Here is a 20534-nt window from a genome sequence, read left to right on the forward strand (position 1 = left end):
GATGGAAGGTTCCATAGCCAACCGCGCCCGGCGTCCGCGCGCCAAGCAGATGGAAGTTGGGACACTTGAAACCAATCTGCGCTTGATGCGGCCGCCACGCGAGCCAACGCAATCGTCACCCTTCCACCAGCTCGTCATCATCCTGACGACGCGAAAATGGTTCTTGCTTGCCATGGCCCTTCTGGGCGGCATCCTGGCCGGACTGGCAGGCTTCACCCGCCCGGTGCTGTTCGAGGCAACGACCCAGGTCATTATCGATGCCCCGAGCAGCAGTGCTTCGGGCGGCGTGGCATCCGCCCAGGACTCGCTGGAATCGAACATCGATGATCATCTGACGATGCTCTCCTCGCAAGGCCACCTGCGTCGGGTCCTGGCAGCACTCCGCAAAGCCCAACCAGTCGACGGTAACGGAAAGACCGTCGTCAATGCCGTCCCGCCCGCGGCTGGCTCGTTCCTCATCGATCTCCTGAGCAGGGCCTGGAGACAGGATAACACGGTGGCGGAAAATCCGGACGCAGCGGACGCGCCCGAACTGAAGGCGCTACGCAACGGAATGAGGGTCGGACAAGAGCTGCGATCACGCGTCATCACCATCGGCTTCACCGATCCAAGTCCGGCGCGTGCGGCACTTGTCGCGAACACGTTTGCCCAGGTCTACATTCAAGATCTGGTACAAAAAAGCCGGGCATCGGATCAGGTTAATCTGGATTCGATAGTCGCCAGCCTTCCGCAAGTACAAAGGGATCTTGTCGAAGCGACAGATCGGCTGGAGACATACCGGCTCACGCATGGCGCCGTCGATCAGACTGCGGCCAACAACGCAGCCAGTGAGACAGCGGAACTCGGCCGGCAGATATTCCTATCGAAAGCCAGTCTTTCCGCGTCGGAAGCGCGCCTTCGCCGTATTGAGGACCTGCGCAAGGCGGGCGCCCCGGTCACGGCCATCGCTGAAGAAATCGGGTCGCCCGTGTTGACGGACCTGGTGACACGCCAGTCGGGTGCCGCCGCCGACGGCGATCTGCGCAACGCGATCGCCCGCGAAATGGAGCAAAGCGTTGCCCGAATCGCTGCCGAGGCAAATGTCTACCGGTCTCAGGCTACGGCTCTTGAAAGTCGCAAGGCGATGCTCGACGCGGCCGTGGCCGACACGGCGAGCCAACTTTCGGGGCTGCGTTCCCTTGAGCCTAGGGTAGCCATCGTGACGCAGCATTACAACGAACTCCTGAGCCGGCAGCAGGATCTGATACGTCGCATCGCCGCTCCTTCGCCAGGCGTAGCGGTCCTTTCGACCGCCTGGCCGCCGTCGACCCCCGTGACGTTGTCGCCGATTTTCCTGATTCCCCCCGGCATGGTCGTCTTTGGTCTCATGGGGGCGGTCATTGTCCTGGTCCGCAACGGTTTCAACCAAACCTTGCGCAGTGAAGCCGAAGCCGAGGCCGAGCTTGGGGTCCCGTGCGTAGGACTGCTTCCCAGGGTTGCGGGACTTAATGCCAGAAAGCTGCGGCATCTGGTTCTGAGCCAGCAGAACTTGCCGTTCAGCCGCGCCGTGACTTCGCTGCTCGTCACTGCGGCGCCAACTCAGGGGAAGCGGCAGCCGCCGCATATCATTCTCGTGACGTCCAGCATCCAGGACGATGCCAAGACCGAGTTGGCATGGAGCCTGGCGCTGGCGGCAACGCGGCTGGGAGGAAGAGTGCTTTTCCTCGATCTCGATCGCAAGGATGTACGGCTCACGAACGGGTTTCGTGGTGAATTCAGCACCGACAAGGCCCGGAACTCCTTCGGCGACTATGTGAATGAACGTTGCGTGCTGAAGGATGCAATCACGAGGATGCCGGAAATCGGTATCGACCTCATGGCCGCTCCAGCACCTTCCGATGATCTCCTGACGCTTCTGTCCACCGTCGACAAATGCCAGTTCACCGAGGAGCTGCGTTCGGCCTACGACGTGGTCATCATGAACGGTCCCCTGGGCCTCGGGGGGCCTGAAACCAGGCTGCTTAAGCGCTGGGCCGATTCGGTGCTTTTTGCCGTTCGCTGGGCAAGGACGAGGCGCAGCATTGCCCGTGGTGCTCTGGATGCAATAGGGGCCGGCGGATCCGCCACCGTTCCAGTAGGGAGTGTGCTCACCCGGGTGAACCTGAAGAGGCTAGCCGGCTCCAGGCTCGGAGACAACGCCGATCTTCTGTTGGAGAGGGTTTGAAGATGCGTGTGCGATCTTCAACAGAAGCTCCAGGGAGCGATCGCGCCCCTAAATCGAGCCAGCTACACGATGATCATTGAATTTTTCGGACCTCCAGGATCCGGCAAAACAACCTTCGCACATGCGCTTGCGCAGCAGCTGCGCGGGAAAGGCTATCACGCCAAGGTCGCTCTCAGCTACAAGCCAAGCACCAGGGCCGCCAAATATGACCTCGGAATCTTTCTATTCATATCACGGATCGTATCGGCGATATTTTCAACCTCCAGAATACTGCTTTTTTCGGCAGGGCGAGCCGATGATATTTCCAATTCCTTTGCAATGGTGAGGATGATACCGCCAAGAAACCGAATTTGGCGCGCGCGAATCTGGCGATACATCCTGCACCTTTCGCGTTGCTGGAAGTCTGCTGAGCAATCGCCCGAAATTATAATTTTCGATCAAGGATATGTTCAAGCGATTGGTTCGCTTGCGATGTTTAATGGGAGCACCAACCCCAGAGCGCTGGAAAAGGCGCTCAGCCTCGCACCGGCGGCCGATCTCACCGTCAGGCTCTTGGTGCCAGCTGCGGTCGTGGAAAGTCGCCTTCGTCGGCGGATGGAGCTTGAGCCGCCGGCGGAACGGATTTTCGAGGCCGACTTGAACGTGAACATGCGCTCGTTCGCCGTTTTTGAAGCGATGCATGACCTCCTGACAACATCTGGCCGGGAAATCATCTCCGTCGAAAACACCGATGGTCCATCGACCTTTAAAAGTATTTGTCGGATTGAGAGACAAATACTTTCTGCATTGTCGCGCTTCGATAGGGCGGTCGGCGAAAAGCAAATTGAGTTGCCGGCTCATCGCGCAGATGTAACTGGTTCAGCAACCGCACCGCCGCGCAACAAGGACATGGGCTCGCGGCTCGCTTGGGCAAGCATATTCGCCTTGCTGATCTATATTGGTGGCGCTGGTTTGACCAGTCTTGCCCAGTTGGCAATTGCACGCCTTATCGGACCTCACAACTACGGCATCTATTCCTACGTTCAGGCTTGGACGTCAGTGCTCGCCTATCTGGCAACGCTTGGTTTTAATGTATCATTGTTGCGTTTCCTCCCGGCCTATAGGGCCAGTGGCAGGCTTGATCTGGCCCGCGGCGTGATAAGATTCGCGCTGCAGAGATCGCTGATAGCGGCAACCTTGTTCGGGATGATCGGCGCTGCGTCCGTCCTGTTCCTTTCAGATCCAACGGAAAGAGGGCTTGAGACAAGCATCGTGCTCGGCATGATGGCTGTGCCCTTGGTTACGGCCTATGCTCTCGGAGCCACGCTTGTGCGTGCTTTCGGCGGCGTTGTCTCGGCGTTGTTGCCGGAGCGCATCATGCGAGACGGGCTCCTGCTCGTGTTGGTAGCGCTCCTGGCATTGTCGGGATTTCGAACAGTGGATGCGCCCTCGGTGACGCTGGCGGTGCTTGTGAGTTCCGCTTTCACAGCGGCGCTGGTGTTCATCATCGCTAGGAGGTTTGAACCACCCGGCCTGGGACACGCCAAGCCAAGTTATGCCTCGAGGGAATGGTGGCTTGCCGTCCCCCCGCTCATGCTCATCACTGGGCTCGATGTTTTCGTCAGTCGGGCAGGAGTCCTGGTTTTGGGCTGGACAAGCCATATTGCTGAAGCGGGTATTTTCGCGCTGGCCTTGAATGTCGCGATGCTCGTGGGCCTGTCCCGTATCGCCGTGGCAACCATGTTTTCGCCAACAGCAGCCGATCTCTACGTCAGAGGCGATCGCAGAGGCCTACAACAGCTGTTCGCGCGCGCAACCCTGCTTTCTGCTGGCGGTGCCATCCTGGTGGCCGTCCCAATGATGGTGATAGTCGAGCCGTTCTTGAGCTATTTCGGTGAGGGTTATAGCGCGGGAGCGCCGATCGCACGGGTTCTGATTTTGGGATATGTCTTTGTCGCGCTGTGCGGGCCCCAACAGAATCTCCTGACCATGACTGGAAATGAATGGGCTGCGGCAACGACGATGGTAGCGGGTGCTGTGGCCAATATAATTGCCTGTGCAGCCGGAGTTGCGGTGTACGGCCTGCTTGGCGCTGCGGTGGGTGTGGCACTTGCACTGAGCATCTGGAGCATTGCCATGGCCGTTTATATCCGCAAGCGACTGAAAATCATGCCAGGCTTGGTTTTTGCCTTGCTGTCGATGAGGCCGAGCGCGGTCGATGCCCGTCAATGGCATTGGTTCTTGAGGGCGAGCAAATGAGACCACTGTTTTCGCTACGGTGATCGCCGTCGTTCGGGCAGGAAGTCACGAAGCCCGGATCGCACAAAGGCCATAGGGCTGCGCAGACGCTTCGGCGTATACCTGTTCCGGACACCCGCTCCCCGCGGGCAGCCGATACTTTGCGGGCGGTGTCCGTCATTTGAAGGATGCATCAGTTTCGGAGGTGCACCACGGTGTGCTCACAATCTGCGGAGCATCCATGGAACAAGCCCGAATGGCGAGCGCCTCGGCGCCTGCAGTGCGCCGTCGCTCGGAGAGATCGACGCCTGTCGAGCGCAGCCAACGCGAAACCCTCACCCAGGTCCAGGTCCTGCGCGCCCTCGCGGCTAGTTCGGTCGCGCTGCGACACGCCCAGCATGATGCGGCCACCCTGGAATTACAGGCAGGCCGCACCTTTCAGAGCTGGAATCCGATACCATGGAGCGCTGGAGTCGATATTTTCTTCGTGATTTCCGGGCTTATCATGGTGCATACGTCGCGACAGCTGTTCGCAAAGCCCGGGGGCGCGCGTCTCTTCATTTCCCGCCGGATCGCGCGAATTGTCCCGCTATATTGGGCGCTCACCTCGCTCTACATTGCGGTAGCGGTGGCCGCCCCAAATCTTCTCAACCAGAGCTACGTCGATTTCAGGTTTGTAGTCGAATCCTACTTATTCGTTCCGGCCAGTCGCCCTGACGGCGTCGTTCAGCCGGTCTACGAGTTGGGTTGGACGCTCAATTATGAGATGCTGTTTTACGTGCTGTTCACGGCGACGATCGTGCTGCCCATGCGGTGGGCAGTTACGGTCCTGCTCGCGATCCTGGTTGGGATGGTGCTCTCGGGCGCTCTTGGGGCTCCTTTGCCTGAGCCCTGGGGTTTCTGGACCAATCCGATCATCCTCGAATTCGCTTTCGGCGCGATGATCGGGGTCATGTGCGCCTCAGGCCTGCGGCCTTCCGGCCCAATCAGGGCCTGTATGGCCGCAACGGGACTGGGTGCCCTGATGCTTGCGGCGGCGTTTCCCGATATCTCGGCCGGCTTTGGTCGCTCTGTTGTGTATGGCATTCCGGCGTCTCTAATTGTTTGGAGTGCTGCCTTGGCACCCCCGGGTAAACTGAGGCATGACAGCCTGGCGGCGAGGTGGGCCGCTGGCGTTGGCGATGCGTCATACGCTCTTTACCTCATGCATCCATTCGTGATCCGCGCCATGCGCATATTGTTCTGGCGTACAGGCTTGATCTTTGTGCTCGGCCCGTGGGCCTTCATCGGTTCCGCCTTGGCGATAACCGTGGGCGTGGCATTTATCATCCACCGTCTGTTCGAGAAGCCGCTCACCCGCCATGCGCGGCGCCTTTTGGGGGTCGGGCACGGCACAGGACGGCAGCTTGGGTCCCTTCCATTGCCGGCGTATCCCAAGACGGATTGAAGGCGAGCCGCGACCCTGCCACACCAAGGAAATGCCGCTGTTGTGCTCACAATGCCGTTGCCGGAAGGCCAGCTGGTCGCACCTGTCCGACAGGGCGTGCATGGAATTCCCGATACCATTCCACGAAACGTTGCACGCCGTCCTCCAGTGTTGTCGCCGGTGCGAAGCCAACGGCGCGGCGCAGGTCCCTGACATCGGCGCGGGTTTCCAGGACGTCACCTGGCGGTAAAGGTACGTTGACGCGAACGGCCCGGCGACCAAGCGCCGTCTCGATGAGCGCTATCAGATGGTTGATTTCTTCCGGCCGATCATTGCCGATATTGTACAGCCGATACGGCGCCGAGCTGGTGGCAGGATCGGCAGCGCGACCGTCCCAATCGGGATCCTGACACGGTGGTTTGGCGAGCACGCGAACAACCCCCTCTACGATGTCGTCGATATAGGTGAAATCCCGCCATACGCGCCCGGCATTGGCGATTTCGATCGTTCGGCCCTCGGCGATGGCATGGGTGAAAGTATAGACAGCCATGTCGGGCCTGCCCCAGGGACCATAGACGGTGAAGAAGCGCAGTCCGGTTGCGGGCAAGCCGAACAGATGGCTGTAGGAATGCGCCATGCACTCGTTGGCGGCCTTGGTGGCGGCGTAGAAGCTCACCGGATGATTGGCACCATGATGCTCGGAAAAGGGTATGCGTCGATTGGCACCATATACGGAGCTCGACGAGGCATAAACGAGATGGCTGACGCCGGCGTGTCGGCAGCCCTCCAGAACGTTGAGAAATGCGACTATGTTTGACTCCACATAGGCATGCGGGTCCACGAGCGAATGACGTACCCCGGCCTGGGCGGCCAGATGCACGAAGTGCGATGGCTGGAATTCGCAGAACAGCGCTTTCACCAGCGACCGGTCCGCCAGGTCGAAGCGCATCGGCGTGAACCTCGGCTCGGCGCAGAGCCGTGTAGATCGCGCCTCCTTCAGCTTCAGGTCGTAGTAAGGCGTGAAGTTGTCGACGCCGATGACCTCGGCGCCGAGCCGCAAAAGGCGTAACGCAACATGAAATCCGATGAACCCAGCGGCGCCCGTGACGATGATCGGCCCCGTGTGCGTAAGGGTCGACGCAGCACCATCCTGCAGCCCGTGAACGATATCCGCCAGCTTGTTGACCTTCGAATCTGCTTCGGCCATGGCAAGTCACTCCCGTTTCCAGGTTCCGCGTTCCGCGCCATCTCGGCAGCGCTTGAACGATCGGAAATGGCGCCGCCGGCCTTGTGATCTACGCGACAGCGCGCTCAATGCGGGCCGCCGCTGTCTGAATCAAAGCGGATGCAGACAGCAGTCGATTTCTCATGGCAAAACCGAAATGCGCCCCAAAAGAGCCACTAGTTCCGCCTGACGCCTCGTGTCGGTCTTGGCGAACAGCGAGGCGAGCTGAGAGCGAATAGTCGTGCGACTGAGATGCCAGCTACGGGCGATCTCCAAGGGCGCGTCGCCATGGGCGAGGCGTAGCGCCAACTGCGTTTCCGCGCTGGTCAAACCGAACATCCTTTGCAACGTGCGAGGGTTGGCCGCCGATTTGTTATCCCGGTCCAGCAATGCGACGACGGTTGTCCCGTCCGGTGTAACGACGCCCGTCTCGTTCATGGTCACCGGCCTGTCGCCTCTGCTGTGGATCACTACCCATGAGAGTGAGCCCGGCTGGAGGTGGACCGGAACATTCGCGACCAGCCGCCTCAACCCGGCAGCAAGCTCGACGGCTGTATCAGTTGCTTCGCCCTGGCGTGCGAGGGTGTCCCGAGCGGCAGCGTTCCATTCTATTACTTTCTTGTCTCGGTCCAGGACGAGATAGCCGCAACCCATACGATCAAGCATGCCGGTGATGGATTCCAGGCTGCGTCGTCGAGATCCGCCGACCCTTGCGTCCGGCCGGTCCACAAGGCTTATCGGCCTTTCGTGGCGGGTATCGTTCAATACAATGTATTGCCTGCCTGCAAGCGCATCGTTTCGCGTTTCAATCAGTGTCATCGCTTCCACCCAACCCATTGCTACTGACGCAAATCAAATCTGATGAAGTTGCTGCTTCAACTTGAATTTCCACATACTGCGAGAAATCTGCGAATGGTTTTTCCGCAGCGTCTCTTGGATATATCTTTCTGAAGAGCGCTCCTGACACCATGATTTTATTCGCCGGCAAAGTCATGGCAATCGGGCATTGGGATTAGGTGCCACCCCTTCGGCCTAGTCTCGACGGACTAGACCGAAAGTTGTAGTCTTTGCGCATGGGTTCGGACCTGCGCTGGCTCAAATCGAATGTGTCGAGCACTACGTGGGCTCATCTAGCTTCGCTTTTGGTGTTTGCAGCATCGATAGCATTCGAGGCGATAAGTACGGTATATGGCGGCCAGCCGTTGCCGCTTGTTGCGTTTATCCCCATAACCGTTGTCATCGTGTATCTTGAGGGCCGTTTTGTTGCCATCGCAGCAACGCTTCTGATGGCAGTCGCCGGCTTGTGGATGCGACACCTGTTGGACGGTCACCTCACTGGTGGAGACTGGACCGGGGCCGTCTTCCTTCTGGGTTCGGGTAGCCTGATCGCAGCTGTGTTCCACCGCCTGCGACAAGATCTGCATGGTGCGCTCAGGGTGGCAGAAGCGAGGCTCGGTGCCATCGACGCTGCCGCCTTGGGCTTTGCTAATACCAATCGCCATGGCGAACTGCTGCAGTCGAACAGACGGCTTTTGGAGATGACCGGCTACGCGCACAAGGAACTTGCCCAACTCGAGCTGGAGGAACTCATTGTCCCCGACGATCGAGGTACTGTGCGGAAACTTTTGCAAGATTTGGGCACTGGGACCGCGTCTGCTACGGATATCCGCGTTTTGCGCAAGGATGGCACGGCATTCTGGGCTCACCTGGCCCTGTCTTCGTCGCGGCCGGACGAGGCGCCAAATGAGAGCGTATTCGCGGTGGTTGACGACATTTCCGAGCGACAAGCGGCACGCGAGGCCCTTCGGGCTCAGAAGGAATGGCTCGATCTCGCCGTATCTGCCGGGCGCCTGGGCACATGGCAAATAGACATTGAGGATGGGACAGTCGCCGGCTCCGGCAAGTTCTGGGACATTCTTGGTCTGCCCCCGGCCCCAGTCCGCCGCTTGGAAGAACTCTCGGCCGTAATCCATCCGGTCGACTGGCCGAAGCTGTCCGCCTCGGCAAAGCCTTCATCGGCATTGAACTATGACGTCGAGATTCGTGTCCGGCAAGTGGATGGTCACACACGCTGGATTGCATTGCGTGGACGGCAGGAAGAGCACGGCGACCGCAAAATGCGCATCGGGGTGGCGGCGGATCTGACCGAACGTCGACAAACAACTTTGCTTCGCGCCGCCGTAAAGAGACGCGAGCGCATAATGCGCGAAGAGCGCCATCGGTTCAGCAATGTGTTTCCAGTGATTAGAGCTCTGGTCAACATGATCGATATTCCCGACAATGATGTTGCCAAATACAAGGAGATGTTGATCGATTGGATTCGAACACTGGAGGCGACCCATCGCATCCTTTCTCGTCATGCCAACCTGTCAGGGATGCTCCATGAACTCGTGGATCGGGAATTGCAGCCCTTCAAGGAGACACGCGACATTACGATCAGTGGACCTTCCCTCACTGTGCCAAGCGGCGCCGCCGAGGGCTTGGCGATGATCCTTCACGAGTTGACGACAAACTCGGTGAAACATGGTGCGCTGGGTGACCCGAATGGCAAGGTCGAAGTTAAGTGGCGATTTGCATCCGAGGACGAAGGTGACGACCTCGTGTTCGATTGGGTGGAATCGGGCCGACGGAAGAGTTCAAAAGTCGTACGCCGCGGGTTCGGGTCACTGATAATCGGTGTGGACAGCACGCCGCTTGTCGGGCATTCCCCGAATATGGAAATAACCGAAGATGGCCTTCGATATTCGCTGCGTGTATCGCGCAAAGAAATTGAGGAATTTGGATTGCAATAGAGCCCCTACAAGTCGAAGCCGAATTGGCCAATTAACCGATGGTGTGGGCCCTTTGCTGCGATTTCCTGCAAGCAAACTCGGGCCGGTTCGAGGGGCATACGTCAACTCGCCTGTCTCGTCAGCCAGCTTTGGAGCAACACAGCTGCTTCGGTACGGTTTCTAACCCCAAGCTCACGCAGCACGGCTGCGGCATGGATTTTCGTTGTCGCCTCGGCAATGTCCAGATTACGGGCAATCTCCTTATTCGAGTACCCCTCTGCCATCAGCTTGAGGACGTCCTTCTGTCTAGACGTCAGCCTAGCGACGTCGCCCGAGCCCTCGTGCCGGCGGCTGGGATTTTGAACCGGAGGTGGGGGGGCATGCGATCTCTGGTCGGCAGACGTTCGAGATAGCAGAGATGGCACATAGATCCGGCCAGCGAGGATTTCGTTTACAGCCAGCACGACTTCTTCGTCGCTCTGCGATTTGACGATATACCCGTGAAGTCCGATCGAAAGCGCGGTCAGTATCTCCGAGCGGGAATCATCCCCGGAAACGATCGCAAAGCGAGTGTCAGGATAGGCAGCCATAAAGTCGCTGAGCACTTCCTGATGGAACAGCCCAGGCATGTTCAGATCGAGGATCGCAAGATCGATGGACGCCTGCTCCTCTAAAAGATTGACCGCGGCATCGAAACACGAAGCTTCGAATATTTCGGCGCTTGGAATTCCAGCCATGAGTGCCAGCCGGAGACCACGCCGATATAAGCCGTGATCGTCGGCAATGACGATCCGAGCCATGCAACTACCCCAACGCGTTACTCGGTTCCCGACGAGAAAACCCGCTGGAACCTCCCATTCGCCTATGATCGACAATCCGTGGTGGTCCTAAAATGGCGGCCATCCACTGGTCAACGCATCACAGTGATGTCCGCAGCGTCCCATCCACGCACATCCAGAACGTCTAATATAATACTAAATTGCGAAGCTCATCCATAGATTTTTAACCCTGGCGTGCGGTGCCCGTCCGCAAAACGATGCCGGTTTCCCATTTCTGGGTCCAAAGCCAGCTGTTCAGGACCATCGTAATCATGTGACATCTGTATGTCGCCACCCGCTGTCGCCGGACCTGTAGGCCGGTCCGGCCCTGGCGGATCGCAGCTTTCTTGAAAGCAACTGCTTTCGTTTTTATCGGCGTCATGATCAGTGCCCAATCGCGCTTCTATCGGCTGTTGATCTCGTGGCCATCTAATACCTTGAACGTTTTGAATCCCTACCATTCGAATGCACGACGACAGCCGCCCCGGCTGTCACATACCTTTTCGCATATGATGTTCGGATTGCCGCCGAGGTTTGGCCGGATTTGAGGGTGTGCCCTGGCCGGACAATGGAACACCGATCCCGAACAAAGCCAACTGCAGATCAGGAGGATCGAATGAAAGCGGTGATTCAATGTGGTGGGATGGGTACGCGCCTTCGACCGTTTACATCGGTCCTGCCGAAACCATTAATGCCGATAGGGGCAAGGCCTGTTCTTGAGTTGCTTTTGAAGTGGCTGCGGCGCAACGGCATTGAAGAGGTATATATTACGACAGGGTATCTAGGACATTTGATCCGGAGCGTCTGCGGCGACGGATCGCAATGGAACTTGAAGATCAAATATACCCAGGAAATGGAGCCACTCGGCACCGTCGGACCTCTCTCTCTGATTAGGGATGAACTGAACGAAACATTTGTCGTTCTGAACGGCGATGTCCTCACAGATCTAAGCCTGAGCCGGTTTGTAGCCGCGCACCGCTTGCATAGGGATCCCGTTACGATCGCCACGGCGTGCCGTCATATCAAGATGGACTTCGGGGTCATCGACGAGATCGACAATACCGTCCAGCTCTTCCGGGAAAAGCCGACGCTTTCCCATCTCGTCAGCATGGGGATTTACTGCATGAACCCAGATGTCCTGCGGTTCATTCCGTCCGGGATCCCATTTGGGTTCGATGACCTGATGCTGCAGATGATGCAGGGCGGCACGACCGTGCATGTTTACAAGCATGACGGTCTTTGGCTCGACATCGGTCGTGTCGATGACTTCCAGAATGCACAGGCAATTGCCTGGGAAGATCAGTCGTCCTCAATCGAGGTCGCGGCTGCCGCTGCAGCCGCATGAAAGTCTGATGCAGAGGTCTAGCCACTAACAAGGCTTTCAGGAGGTCAAGATGCTCTTGGTGAGCGCCCCGATCCTAGGCGTGCCAGAGAAGGCAGCCCTGTCGCAGGTGATTGATAGCGGCTGGCTTACGATGGGGGACAGGGTACGAGAGTTCGAACAGGCCTTTGCCAGCATGCATGGCGCGCGAGATTGCGTCGCGGTTGGTTCCTGCACCGCAGCGCTCCATCTTCTCCTCCATGCTTTGGGCATCGGCCCTGGCGACGAAGTACTGGTTCCTTCGCTGACGTTCGTGGCGACGGCGAATGCGGTGCTGTATGTAGGGGCGACGCCGGTCTTCGTCGACATCGAGTCCGTCGACGTGCCGTTGATCTCGGTTGCGGAAGCCGAAGCGCGGTGCACGACGCGCACGAAAGCGGTCATTCTCGTTCACTTCGCCGGGTATCTCGCCGATCGGGAACAATGGCAGCGGTTCGCCCGGCTTCGCGGGCTGCATATCATCGAGGACGCTGCGCACGCGCCCGGGCTTAGGGAAGTCGGGACCTTCGGCGCCGCGGCCGCGTTCAGCTTCTATGGCAACAAGAACATGACAACGGCCGAAGGGGGCGCCGTGATTGCACGTGACCCCGATCTGCTCGACAGGGTTCGCCTGGCCCGCGGGCACGGAATGACCACGGGGACGCATCAGCGGCTGAACAGTCGTACGCCGCAATATGATGTCACGATGCTCGGGTTCAACTACCGAATGGACGAGATGCGAGCGGCAATAGGGCTGGTTCAGTTGCAGAACCTGCAAGAGTGGAACGAAATCAGGCGTATCATAGCTGTCTTGTACCGACGCCTGATCGCGGACCGTTGCCCCGCCATTGTCATTCCATTTAGCGAACCCCGGACGTCGGCTTACCACATCATGCCGATCGTCCTGCCGCGCTACGCGAGCCGGCAGGATGTCATCGACGAGCTGCGGACACAGGGCATACAGACCACCATCCACTACCCGCCGGTGCACCAAATGACGTTCTACCGCGAGCGCTTTCCCGGCGTGAGTTTGCCCCGAACAGAGGATTTCGCTGAGCGAGAGCTCACAATTCCGCTGCACCCCCAGATCACTTCCGCCGCCGTCGAATCAGTCGTGGCTGCCCTGGCAGCCGCGCTCAAAACAGGCGCGCTCAAAGCAGGCGCCCAAAGAGGAACTGCTGCATGAATGCGTTAGACCCTGCCTTTCACCGGATGTTCGTTCCAAATCCTGATCACGGCTTTGCGAGACGCGCAATCGATCTTGCGGTGGCGGGCATCGCTACCGTCGCATTGGCGCCATTGATGCTGCTGATCGCCGGAGCGCTTCTGCTCGAGGGGGGTGGCTCGATCTTGTTCGCTCAGACCCGCATCGGGGCCGGCGGCCGAACCTTCCGCATGTACAAATTTCGCAAATTCGGTGTGAACTGCGGCTCTCAAGGCCTTGCGCTGACGGTCGTGGGCGATACACGCATGACCACCGTTGGCCGCTTTCTCGCAGCGACGAAGCTGGACGAACTACCGCAGCTGTGGAATGTCCTCAAAGGCGAAATGGCGATCGTCGGTCCACGACCCGAGAGCCTGGCTTTCGCCGATTGTTTCCGGGGCGAGCTTAGGGCCGTGCTGCAATACAAGCCAGGCCTGCTGGGTCCAGCCCAGGTCGTTTTTCGGCACGAAGCACATTACTTCCCCCAATCCGTGGATCCGATCGTGTTCTACCGGGAGGTCATGTTCCCCGCCAAGGCAACACTGGACCTCTCGTATTATCCGCGACGCACCATCGTCTCCGACCTCGCGTGGATGGTGCGGGGAGTGCTGGCAGTGGTCGGTTGGGTTCCGGTACCGCCGATCGACGTTTGAATATCCAAGGGAAGCGTTCCAAACAGCCAAGGGAATGCGCAGTGATGAGCTACAATGGAAAGAAAGTCCTGGTGACCGGCGCGGACGGATTCATCGGTTCGCATGTCACGGAGGCGCTTGTTCGCAACGGGGCAGATGTCACAGCCCTTGCCCTTTACAATTCCTTCGACAGCCATGGATGGCTAGACGATCTGCCGGACACCATCCGCAGCCAGTTGAGGCTCGTCCGTGGTGACGTCCGCGACAGTGCGTTCCTTAACCGGATCATGCGCGGCCAAGCCGCGGTTTTTCATCTGGCGGCGCTTATTGCGATTCCATACTCCTACGCCGCTGCCCAGTCCTATGTGGAAACCAACATCCTGGGCACGGTGAATGTCCTCGAAGCGGCGCGCCTATGGGAGACGGAGCGGGTGATCCATACCTCGACGAGCGAGGTCTATGGAACTGCCCAAACCATGCCGATCGGCGAAACACACCCCCTGCAGGGACAGTCACCATATTCGGCATCCAAAATCGGCGCCGACATGATGGCGGAGTCCTACGCCAGGTCGTTCGATGTCCCTGTGGTCATCATGCGACCCTTCAACACGTATGGCCCGCGCCAGAGTGAGCGCGCCATCGTGCCGACCATTATCCGGCAAGTCCTCGACCCGAAATGTCCTGCGATCATGGTCGGGGATACCAGCCCGATCCGCGACCTGACCTATGTCGAAGACACCGCGACAGCGTTCCTGACCGCAGGTCTCGCCCAGCTCGAGTTCGGCCACGCCTACAACGCTGGCAGCCAACGCGCCGCGACCGTCTCGGACGTATTGGCCATTGTTCTTGAGTTGACCGATTGCAAAAAGCCGGTCCGTCGTGATGAAAGCCGCCTGAGGCCGCAAAATTCCGAAGTTCGCGCCTTGCTCGCCGATTCCTCGCGCTTTGAACGCGAGACTGGATGGCGGACACAGACCAGCCTGCGCGATGGGCTGGAGCGAACAATCACGTGGTGGCGCGAGCGCCTTAGTGAAGGCCGGGTACGGCGCGAAGTGGGTTACATGACATGACCCTGGGCGGCCGTCATGCGTTGGCGCTGTTGCTGGCTGCCGGTGCCATATCTCCCAACATCTACGTTGCCGGCGGCCGTCAAAGCAAGGCAGCGGAGGCGGCGGCCACAGCGGTTGTGGACAACCTGCCGGGCTATGTGCACGAAACAAGGGATCCTTGGTCTGGCATGGTTTTCGCACGGATCACCAGACCGGGCGTTCTCGGCCGGGCGGGTGTATGCGGGAAGAAGTACTGCACCCACCGTTACTCAAGCGCACAGGCTTGGAATGCCGACCAGAGCCTGCTCCTGATCGCCAATGGCTGCGGTGGCCTGTGCTTTCTCGACGGACAAACCTACTTGCCTTTGTTCCACCGCAACCGCGCGACCGAATGCGAATGGCATCCCACCGATCCCGAGTTGATGATCTGCGTCGGGGGCCGGCAGATTGCGACATGGGCCCCACGTACCGATCATGAGGACGTCGTGTTCGCCTCCGGAGCGTACTCCAACCTCAAATTTGGACCCAACAAAGGCAATCCGAGCCGCGACGGCAGCCGGATTGCGGTGCGTGCAACGAACAATGACGGCCGAGCGGTGGTTTTTGGCTACGATCTCAAGCAACGGCGGAAATTCCCGGATATCGATCTTGCCGAATTCCCGGGAACGACCGGCTCCTGCTCGATCTCACCACTCGGAATCAACATAGTGTGTTCCCAGCAATTACCGGACGGAATCGAAGCGAGTTTCGTCTTCTCCATCGACGGCATATTGCGCCAGAAGTGGATGGAGCACCATCGACCGGGCCATGGCGACATGACGGTCGATTCCGACGGAAGCGAAATCTATGTCGGGGTCAGCAAATCGGATCCTGACAAATATCAGGTGATCAAGCGCCGCTTGGCTGATGGCAAGGCTACCTCGCTGATGAAATATGGCGAGGCCATGCATGCGTCACTCAGGTCGCTCGGCAGGCCCGGCTGGGTGTTTCTGAGTTATGGCGGCACGCCAGCCGAACTATCGCAGCACCCGGATTGGGCGCCTTACGCTCAGCAAGTCATTGCGCTGCGTCTAGACGGCAGTGGAGAGGTCCGCCGTGTCGCAGACACGCACAACGCGCCCTTCGACTACTGGAGCGAGACGCATGCCTCTCCGTCTCCAGACGGCTCCCAGGTGGTCTGGTCCAGCAACTGGGGCGTGCCCGGTGGCCCGGTATACGATTTCGTTACTCGTGTTGAATGGCCTTTGAAGCCGGTGCTCGACCGGAAGGAGATTGTCGCAAATGACCTTCAGTAGACGATACGTTCTTGGCGCAGTCGTGATGATGTCGCTAACCTCGATGGCTTGCGCAGGCGAGGTCGAGCCCTATCAACTCTCACCTGGCGATACTGTCGAGATAGGAATAGCGCCGATCCCTGATCGGACGCAGCGCGCCGTAGTCCAGATGGATGGCAACATCGCCCTTCCGGAGGCTGGGATGATCATGGTCGCAGGCCTGACGGCGTCCCAACTGCAAAGGCGCATGCAAGAGCTCTTGCCAAGCAAGATTTTTCACGTGCGTCTGACTGACGGGCGGGAGCAGACAGTTACTGTCGAGCCCGACGATGTGACAGCAATCATCGCGGACTATCGCCCGATCTACGTAACGGGCGATGTGCTCACCCCGGGACAACAGGTCTACCGTCCGCTCATGACTGTACGGCAGGCGCTGGCCGTTTCCGGCGGCTTCAGTCTTTTGCGATCACGGGCAAGCCAGGCCGGGCCTGATCCGGTTGATCTCAAGCGCGATTACGAAATGCTCTGGGGAGATTACACGAAAGAATACCTTCACGCCTCCCGCATTCGCGCCGAGCTTCAGGGCCAGGCGGATTTCGACAAGAAGACACCACAGGGATCACCTCTTTCGCCGAGCGTTGTAGCCGCGATGGCACAGGCTGAAGCAGAGGCGCTGAAGGTTGCGCTGAGTGATTTCCGGCAGGAACAGGATTTTCTGGAGAAGGGCCGGACGGACGCTGCCGAGCAAATTGACGTTTTGCAGAAACGCGAGCAAGTCGAGGGCGAGAGCGTGAAGGCGGATGAGCAAGATTTGGCGCGAGTGACGAAGGCATTCGATGCAGGCAATCTGACCAACACCCGGCTCGCGGATGTCAGGCGCGCGTTGCTTCTGTCTTCAAGCGGCGCGCTTCAAACCTCGGTCGAGCTGATGAGGGCGCGGCGCCAGCAGGAGGACTTTGTCAGACAGCACGAACGCAACGACAATCAAAGAAGGATTGGCTTGCTGACGGATCTGAAGGACACCAACGCTCGGCTGGCGGATGTCACCGCCAGGCTCCATGCCGCCAGCGAGAAGCTGCAGCCGACCGGAGCATCCACACAGCCATTGCCGATTGCCGGCGAAACGGTACGGGCCCAGGTGACCATCGTGCGCAAGATCGGCAATGAATGGCGCAAGCTGTTGGTTGACGAAGATGCGATTGTGCTGCCGGGGGATACTGTCGAAGCCAGATTCAGCAGTGAACTGCAAAGTGTGGCAGTCCAATAGGGCGTCAGCCGCAGTCCGTGCGGAGCTTACTGTTCTATCGGGGGGCGAACCCAACTGAACGGAGATCCAAGGTGAGGCGCATTTTCAACCAGGGAGCGACCCTGACACCCTCAACGAACGCGGATCAGATGACGCAGTCGTCAAGTTATGCTTCCCATATGCCGTCAGCGCGAATTGTGCGGTCCAGGTCGCGCGCCGGTGAGTCCGGAAATTGGCAGGAATTTACGTCCAGCAAGGAGAGCAATGCGCAGGGCGGCTGGGTGTCGGACGGCTATAGGACCAGCCATTGCGCGCCGGGCTACGGCCTACATTACAACAAAACGCACAGTTCCGGCTATTATGGCGCGCTTTGGGAGAACATCGAAAAGCCCCTGATCCTCAGCGTTCTTCGCCCCTTGAGCGGAGCGAGCCGAAACTGCCTCGATTTCGCATGCGGAACAGGTCGCATCGCCGAGGTAGCCGCCGGCCTCTTCAGCGAGGTGGTTGGCGCCGACGTTTCCAGAACTATGCTCGACAGCGCTCAAGTACCGCCCAATGTGAGTTTGCGTCACGTCGACGTGACAAGGGAGAAGTTGGGTATGACGTTCGATGTGGTAACCGCATTTCGTTTTTTCCTGAACGCAGAGGATGAACTGAAATGGCATGCACTGAAAGCGATCAATGAGCACCTGAAAGATGGCGGGCGGCTTGTGTGCAACGTTCACATGAATGCGACGTCGCCCGTCGGCCTGACGTGCCGGCTGCTCAATCGAGTGTCTGGACGCACAATTCGCCACACGCTGAGCGTAGCGAGGTTCAAGGCCCTCCTGACTGCCTCGGGATTCACCGTCGAGCAGACGATACCGTACGGTTACCTGCCTCGGCCGGGAAACCTGTTGCCAGGGTTCTGTGAAATGATGATGCAGCCTGTCGAGAAGGCCTGCAGAAGGCTTTGCGTTCCTGGCCAGCTGGCGCAACACTTCCTGGTTGTTGCGAGGAAGCGCTAAAGCGCGAAAATGCCCCGAAAAAGGGCAGGGGGTGGTTTTCTTGGGCCGCTCCGCCCGGCATGAAGCCCCGCCCAAATACCATGGAACGGCAGTTTTCCCCCGATTTAACATGTGGGTTCCGGGTTTCTGAGGGCAGCGCCACGATTTTGCTACATTTTGACTAAAATCCAAGCATGTTAGTGGGGCGTAATATTAGAAGGCTAAGGGGATACGCTCCTGAACAGCAAGAGATTGTCGGTGCCCAGTGGGGCCAGTGAGCTTGCGCAACGATCTCTCACGGGAGGTCGAAACCCATGAACCCTGGTGGAAGGAGTTCGTCGGATTTGCGAGGCGCAATGCTTGGGACCGTGCCTGGCCTGGTAGGCGTCGGCATCTTCTCGGCAGTCATAAACCTTCTCGCCCTGACCGGCTCGGTCTATATGCTGCAAATTTACGATCGCGTTTTACCTTCGCAGAGCGTTCCGACGCTTGTCGGGTTCACCATCGGAATGCTGGGTCTTTACGCTGTCTACGGGCTGCTGGATTTCGTGCGGCTGCGCCTGCTGGTTCGAGTGGGCAATCGTGTCCATAGGAATTTGAAGCAGAGGGTGTTCGGCCTCTCGCTGTCCTTGCCGCTCATTGGCGGGCAGGATGCGAACCGGATACAGCCCCTCCGTGATCTCGATCAGCTACGCGGCTTCCTTTCCGGAATGGGGCCGACTGTTATATTCGACGCTCCGTGGATTCCATTTTACCTGCTGATCATCTATTTCCTGCATCCTGCGCTCGGTCTGTTGTCCACAAGCGGTGCGATCATTGTCGTGCTGCTCACGGTCATGGCGGAAGTTCTTGGCCGCACATCGGTGACACGCGCGTCCGAGACGCTGGTGTCGCAACGCAATCTCGCCGAATCCGGACGCCGCAACGCGGAGGTCGTACGCGCGATGGGCCTTTCCGCACGGCTTGCCCACCGCTGGGGCGAGATCAATAACGCATATCTGAGGCACCAAGAGAAGCTTTCCGACGTCGTCGGCGCCACCGGGGCACTCTCTAGGGCACTGCGTTTGGCCTTGCAGTCCTGCGTTCTTGGACTGGGTGCCTACCTGGTGATAGGAGGCGAAGCCTCGCCAGGCGTGATCATCGCATCCTCCATCTTGCTGGGCCGCTCATTGGCTCCTGTTGACGCCGCTATCGCGAACTGGCGAGGCTTCGCCGCGTTCCGGCAAAGCTATTCGCAACTGGCAACGGCCCTGGCCGCTTTTCCTGACCGGGACGAACATATGGAACTTCCGCGCCCCCAAGCGGAGCTTGCGGTCGAGGACCTGACTATAGCGCCACCGGGCCAGCAAAAACCGACGGTAGCCAATGTCAGCTTCCGCCTGGCTGCAGGGACGGGAATGGCCGTTGTCGGCCCGAGCGGTTCTGGCAAAAGCACGCTTGTGCGCGCGCTGGTGGGCGTCTGGCAGCCACTTCGCGGCACGGTGAGGCTGGACGATGCCTCGCTTGACCAATGGGACCAAGAACGTCTTGGCGCACATATTGGCTACCTGCCCCAGGACGTCGAACTGTTTGATGGAACGGTTGCCGATAACATTTCGCGATTTGGCGGGAAGGGCGACGCCAAGGGCGTGCTGGCAGCTGCCAAGGCAGCGGGCGTCGACAAAATGATCCTGCGATTGCCGAACGGTTTTCAAACTCGCATGGGCGAGGGAGGAACAGCGTTGTCGGCTGGACAGCGGCAACTCGTAGGGCTTGCCAGGGCACTTTACGGCGATCCGTTTCTCGTCGTTCTGGACGAGCCGAATTCAAATCTGGACGTCGATGGTGATACCGCCTTGGCCGGCGCGATCCTGGCAGTGCGCAGACGTGGAGGCATCGTCATCGTAGTTGCGCACCGTCCTTCTGCCCTTACCAACATCGACAGGGTACTCGTAATGTCCAATGGGATGCTTCACGCCTTCGGCTCACGCGAGGAGGTCCTGGCCAACGTCATCCGCCCCTTTGCTGCGCCTGTTGAACGCCCGGCAGCGGCCGTCGCGATGCACAAAGGGCTGAGCGGTCATGCATGAGGGATATTTTTTTGTCTGAGGCGACGATGGCTCCATCGGCCCCGATCGGCAATG

General features: G+C 59.0%; 15 protein-coding genes. 12 read left to right on the top strand and 3 right to left on the bottom strand.

Annotated elements, in window-relative coordinates:
• Position 1: 1 nt before the first annotated feature.
• The 3 genes from NKJ58_RS28675 to NKJ58_RS28685 all read left to right on the top strand — a co-directional run bounded on the left by NKJ58_RS28675 (position 2) and on the right by NKJ58_RS28685 (position 5867).
• Positions 2-2203, top strand: a complete 2202-nt coding sequence (locus tag NKJ58_RS28675; RefSeq protein WP_352854463.1) for a GumC family protein — start codon at positions 2-4, stop codon at positions 2201-2203.
• 69 nt (positions 2204-2272) lie between these two features.
• The gene (locus NKJ58_RS28680; RefSeq protein ID WP_027048988.1) at positions 2273-4441 is read left to right on the top strand and encodes a polysaccharide biosynthesis C-terminal domain-containing protein; all 2169 of its coding nucleotides are present in this window, start codon (positions 2273-2275) and stop codon (positions 4439-4441) included.
• A gap of 220 nt (positions 4442-4661) precedes the next feature.
• Positions 4662-5867, top strand: a complete 1206-nt coding sequence (locus NKJ58_RS28685) for an acyltransferase family protein (RefSeq protein ID WP_352561497.1) — start codon at positions 4662-4664, stop codon at positions 5865-5867.
• Between the two features lie 46 nt (positions 5868-5913).
• Here NKJ58_RS28685 and NKJ58_RS28690 read toward each other — a convergent pair whose 3' ends face one another.
• Both NKJ58_RS28690 and NKJ58_RS28695 read right to left on the bottom strand, forming a co-directional pair.
• On the bottom strand, positions 5914-7053 hold the full coding sequence (locus NKJ58_RS28690; protein ID WP_081839761.1) for an NAD-dependent epimerase/dehydratase family protein: 1140 nt from the start codon (positions 7051-7053) through the stop codon (positions 5914-5916).
• A gap of 159 nt (positions 7054-7212) precedes the next feature.
• Positions 7213-7890: a helix-turn-helix transcriptional regulator gene (locus NKJ58_RS28695; protein ID WP_023689781.1), complete on the bottom strand. Its 678-nt coding sequence runs from the start codon at positions 7888-7890 to the stop codon at positions 7213-7215.
• Positions 7891-8144: 254 nt separating this feature from the next.
• Here NKJ58_RS28695 and NKJ58_RS28700 point away from each other — a divergent pair, with 254 nt between their 5' ends.
• Positions 8145-9863 (top strand): sensor histidine kinase, encoded by a 1719-nt coding sequence (locus NKJ58_RS28700; protein ID WP_352519614.1) that lies wholly within the window; start codon positions 8145-8147, stop codon positions 9861-9863.
• Between the two features lie 101 nt (positions 9864-9964).
• Here the strand turns inward: NKJ58_RS28700 and NKJ58_RS28705 are convergent, their stop codons facing one another.
• Positions 9965-10642, bottom strand: a complete 678-nt coding sequence (locus tag NKJ58_RS28705; protein WP_023670902.1) for a LuxR C-terminal-related transcriptional regulator — start codon at positions 10640-10642, stop codon at positions 9965-9967.
• A gap of 634 nt (positions 10643-11276) precedes the next feature.
• Between NKJ58_RS28705 and NKJ58_RS28710 the strand changes: the two genes are divergently transcribed.
• The 8 genes from NKJ58_RS28710 (at position 11277) to NKJ58_RS28745 (ending at position 20480) form a co-directional block, all read left to right on the top strand.
• Positions 11277-12005, top strand: a complete 729-nt coding sequence (locus NKJ58_RS28710) for a nucleotidyltransferase family protein (protein ID WP_023681041.1) — start codon at positions 11277-11279, stop codon at positions 12003-12005.
• 49 nt (positions 12006-12054) lie between these two features.
• Positions 12055-13206 (top strand): DegT/DnrJ/EryC1/StrS family aminotransferase, encoded by a 1152-nt coding sequence (locus tag NKJ58_RS28715; protein WP_352519613.1) that lies wholly within the window; start codon positions 12055-12057, stop codon positions 13204-13206.
• Positions 13203-13877 (top strand): sugar transferase, encoded by a 675-nt coding sequence (locus tag NKJ58_RS28720; RefSeq protein WP_023681043.1) that lies wholly within the window; start codon positions 13203-13205, stop codon positions 13875-13877. The genes NKJ58_RS28715 and NKJ58_RS28720 overlap by 4 nt, the downstream gene beginning before the upstream one ends.
• 44 nt (positions 13878-13921) lie before the next feature.
• Positions 13922-14926, top strand: coding sequence for an SDR family NAD(P)-dependent oxidoreductase (locus NKJ58_RS28725; protein ID WP_023681044.1), 1005 nt, complete (start codon positions 13922-13924; stop codon positions 14924-14926).
• Positions 14923-16200, top strand: coding sequence for a hypothetical protein (locus tag NKJ58_RS28730; RefSeq protein WP_352519611.1), 1278 nt, complete (start codon positions 14923-14925; stop codon positions 16198-16200). The genes NKJ58_RS28725 and NKJ58_RS28730 overlap by 4 nt, the downstream gene beginning before the upstream one ends.
• A complete protein-coding gene (locus NKJ58_RS28735; protein ID WP_352519610.1) occupies positions 16187-17446 on the top strand; it encodes a polysaccharide biosynthesis/export family protein in 1260 nt (419 codons plus the stop codon). The genes NKJ58_RS28730 and NKJ58_RS28735 overlap by 14 nt, the downstream gene beginning before the upstream one ends.
• A gap of 71 nt (positions 17447-17517) precedes the next feature.
• Complete coding sequence (locus tag NKJ58_RS28740) at positions 17518-18432, top strand: class I SAM-dependent methyltransferase (protein ID WP_352561493.1); 915 nt, start codon at positions 17518-17520, stop codon at positions 18430-18432.
• 335 nt (positions 18433-18767) lie between these two features.
• Positions 18768-20480, top strand: a complete 1713-nt coding sequence (locus tag NKJ58_RS28745; RefSeq protein WP_352519608.1) for a type I secretion system permease/ATPase — start codon at positions 18768-18770, stop codon at positions 20478-20480.
• Positions 20481-20534: the final 54 nt, after the last annotated feature.

The organism is Mesorhizobium sp. M0139 (assembly GCF_040322455.1).
Lineage (GTDB): Bacteria > Pseudomonadota > Alphaproteobacteria > Rhizobiales > Rhizobiaceae > Mesorhizobium.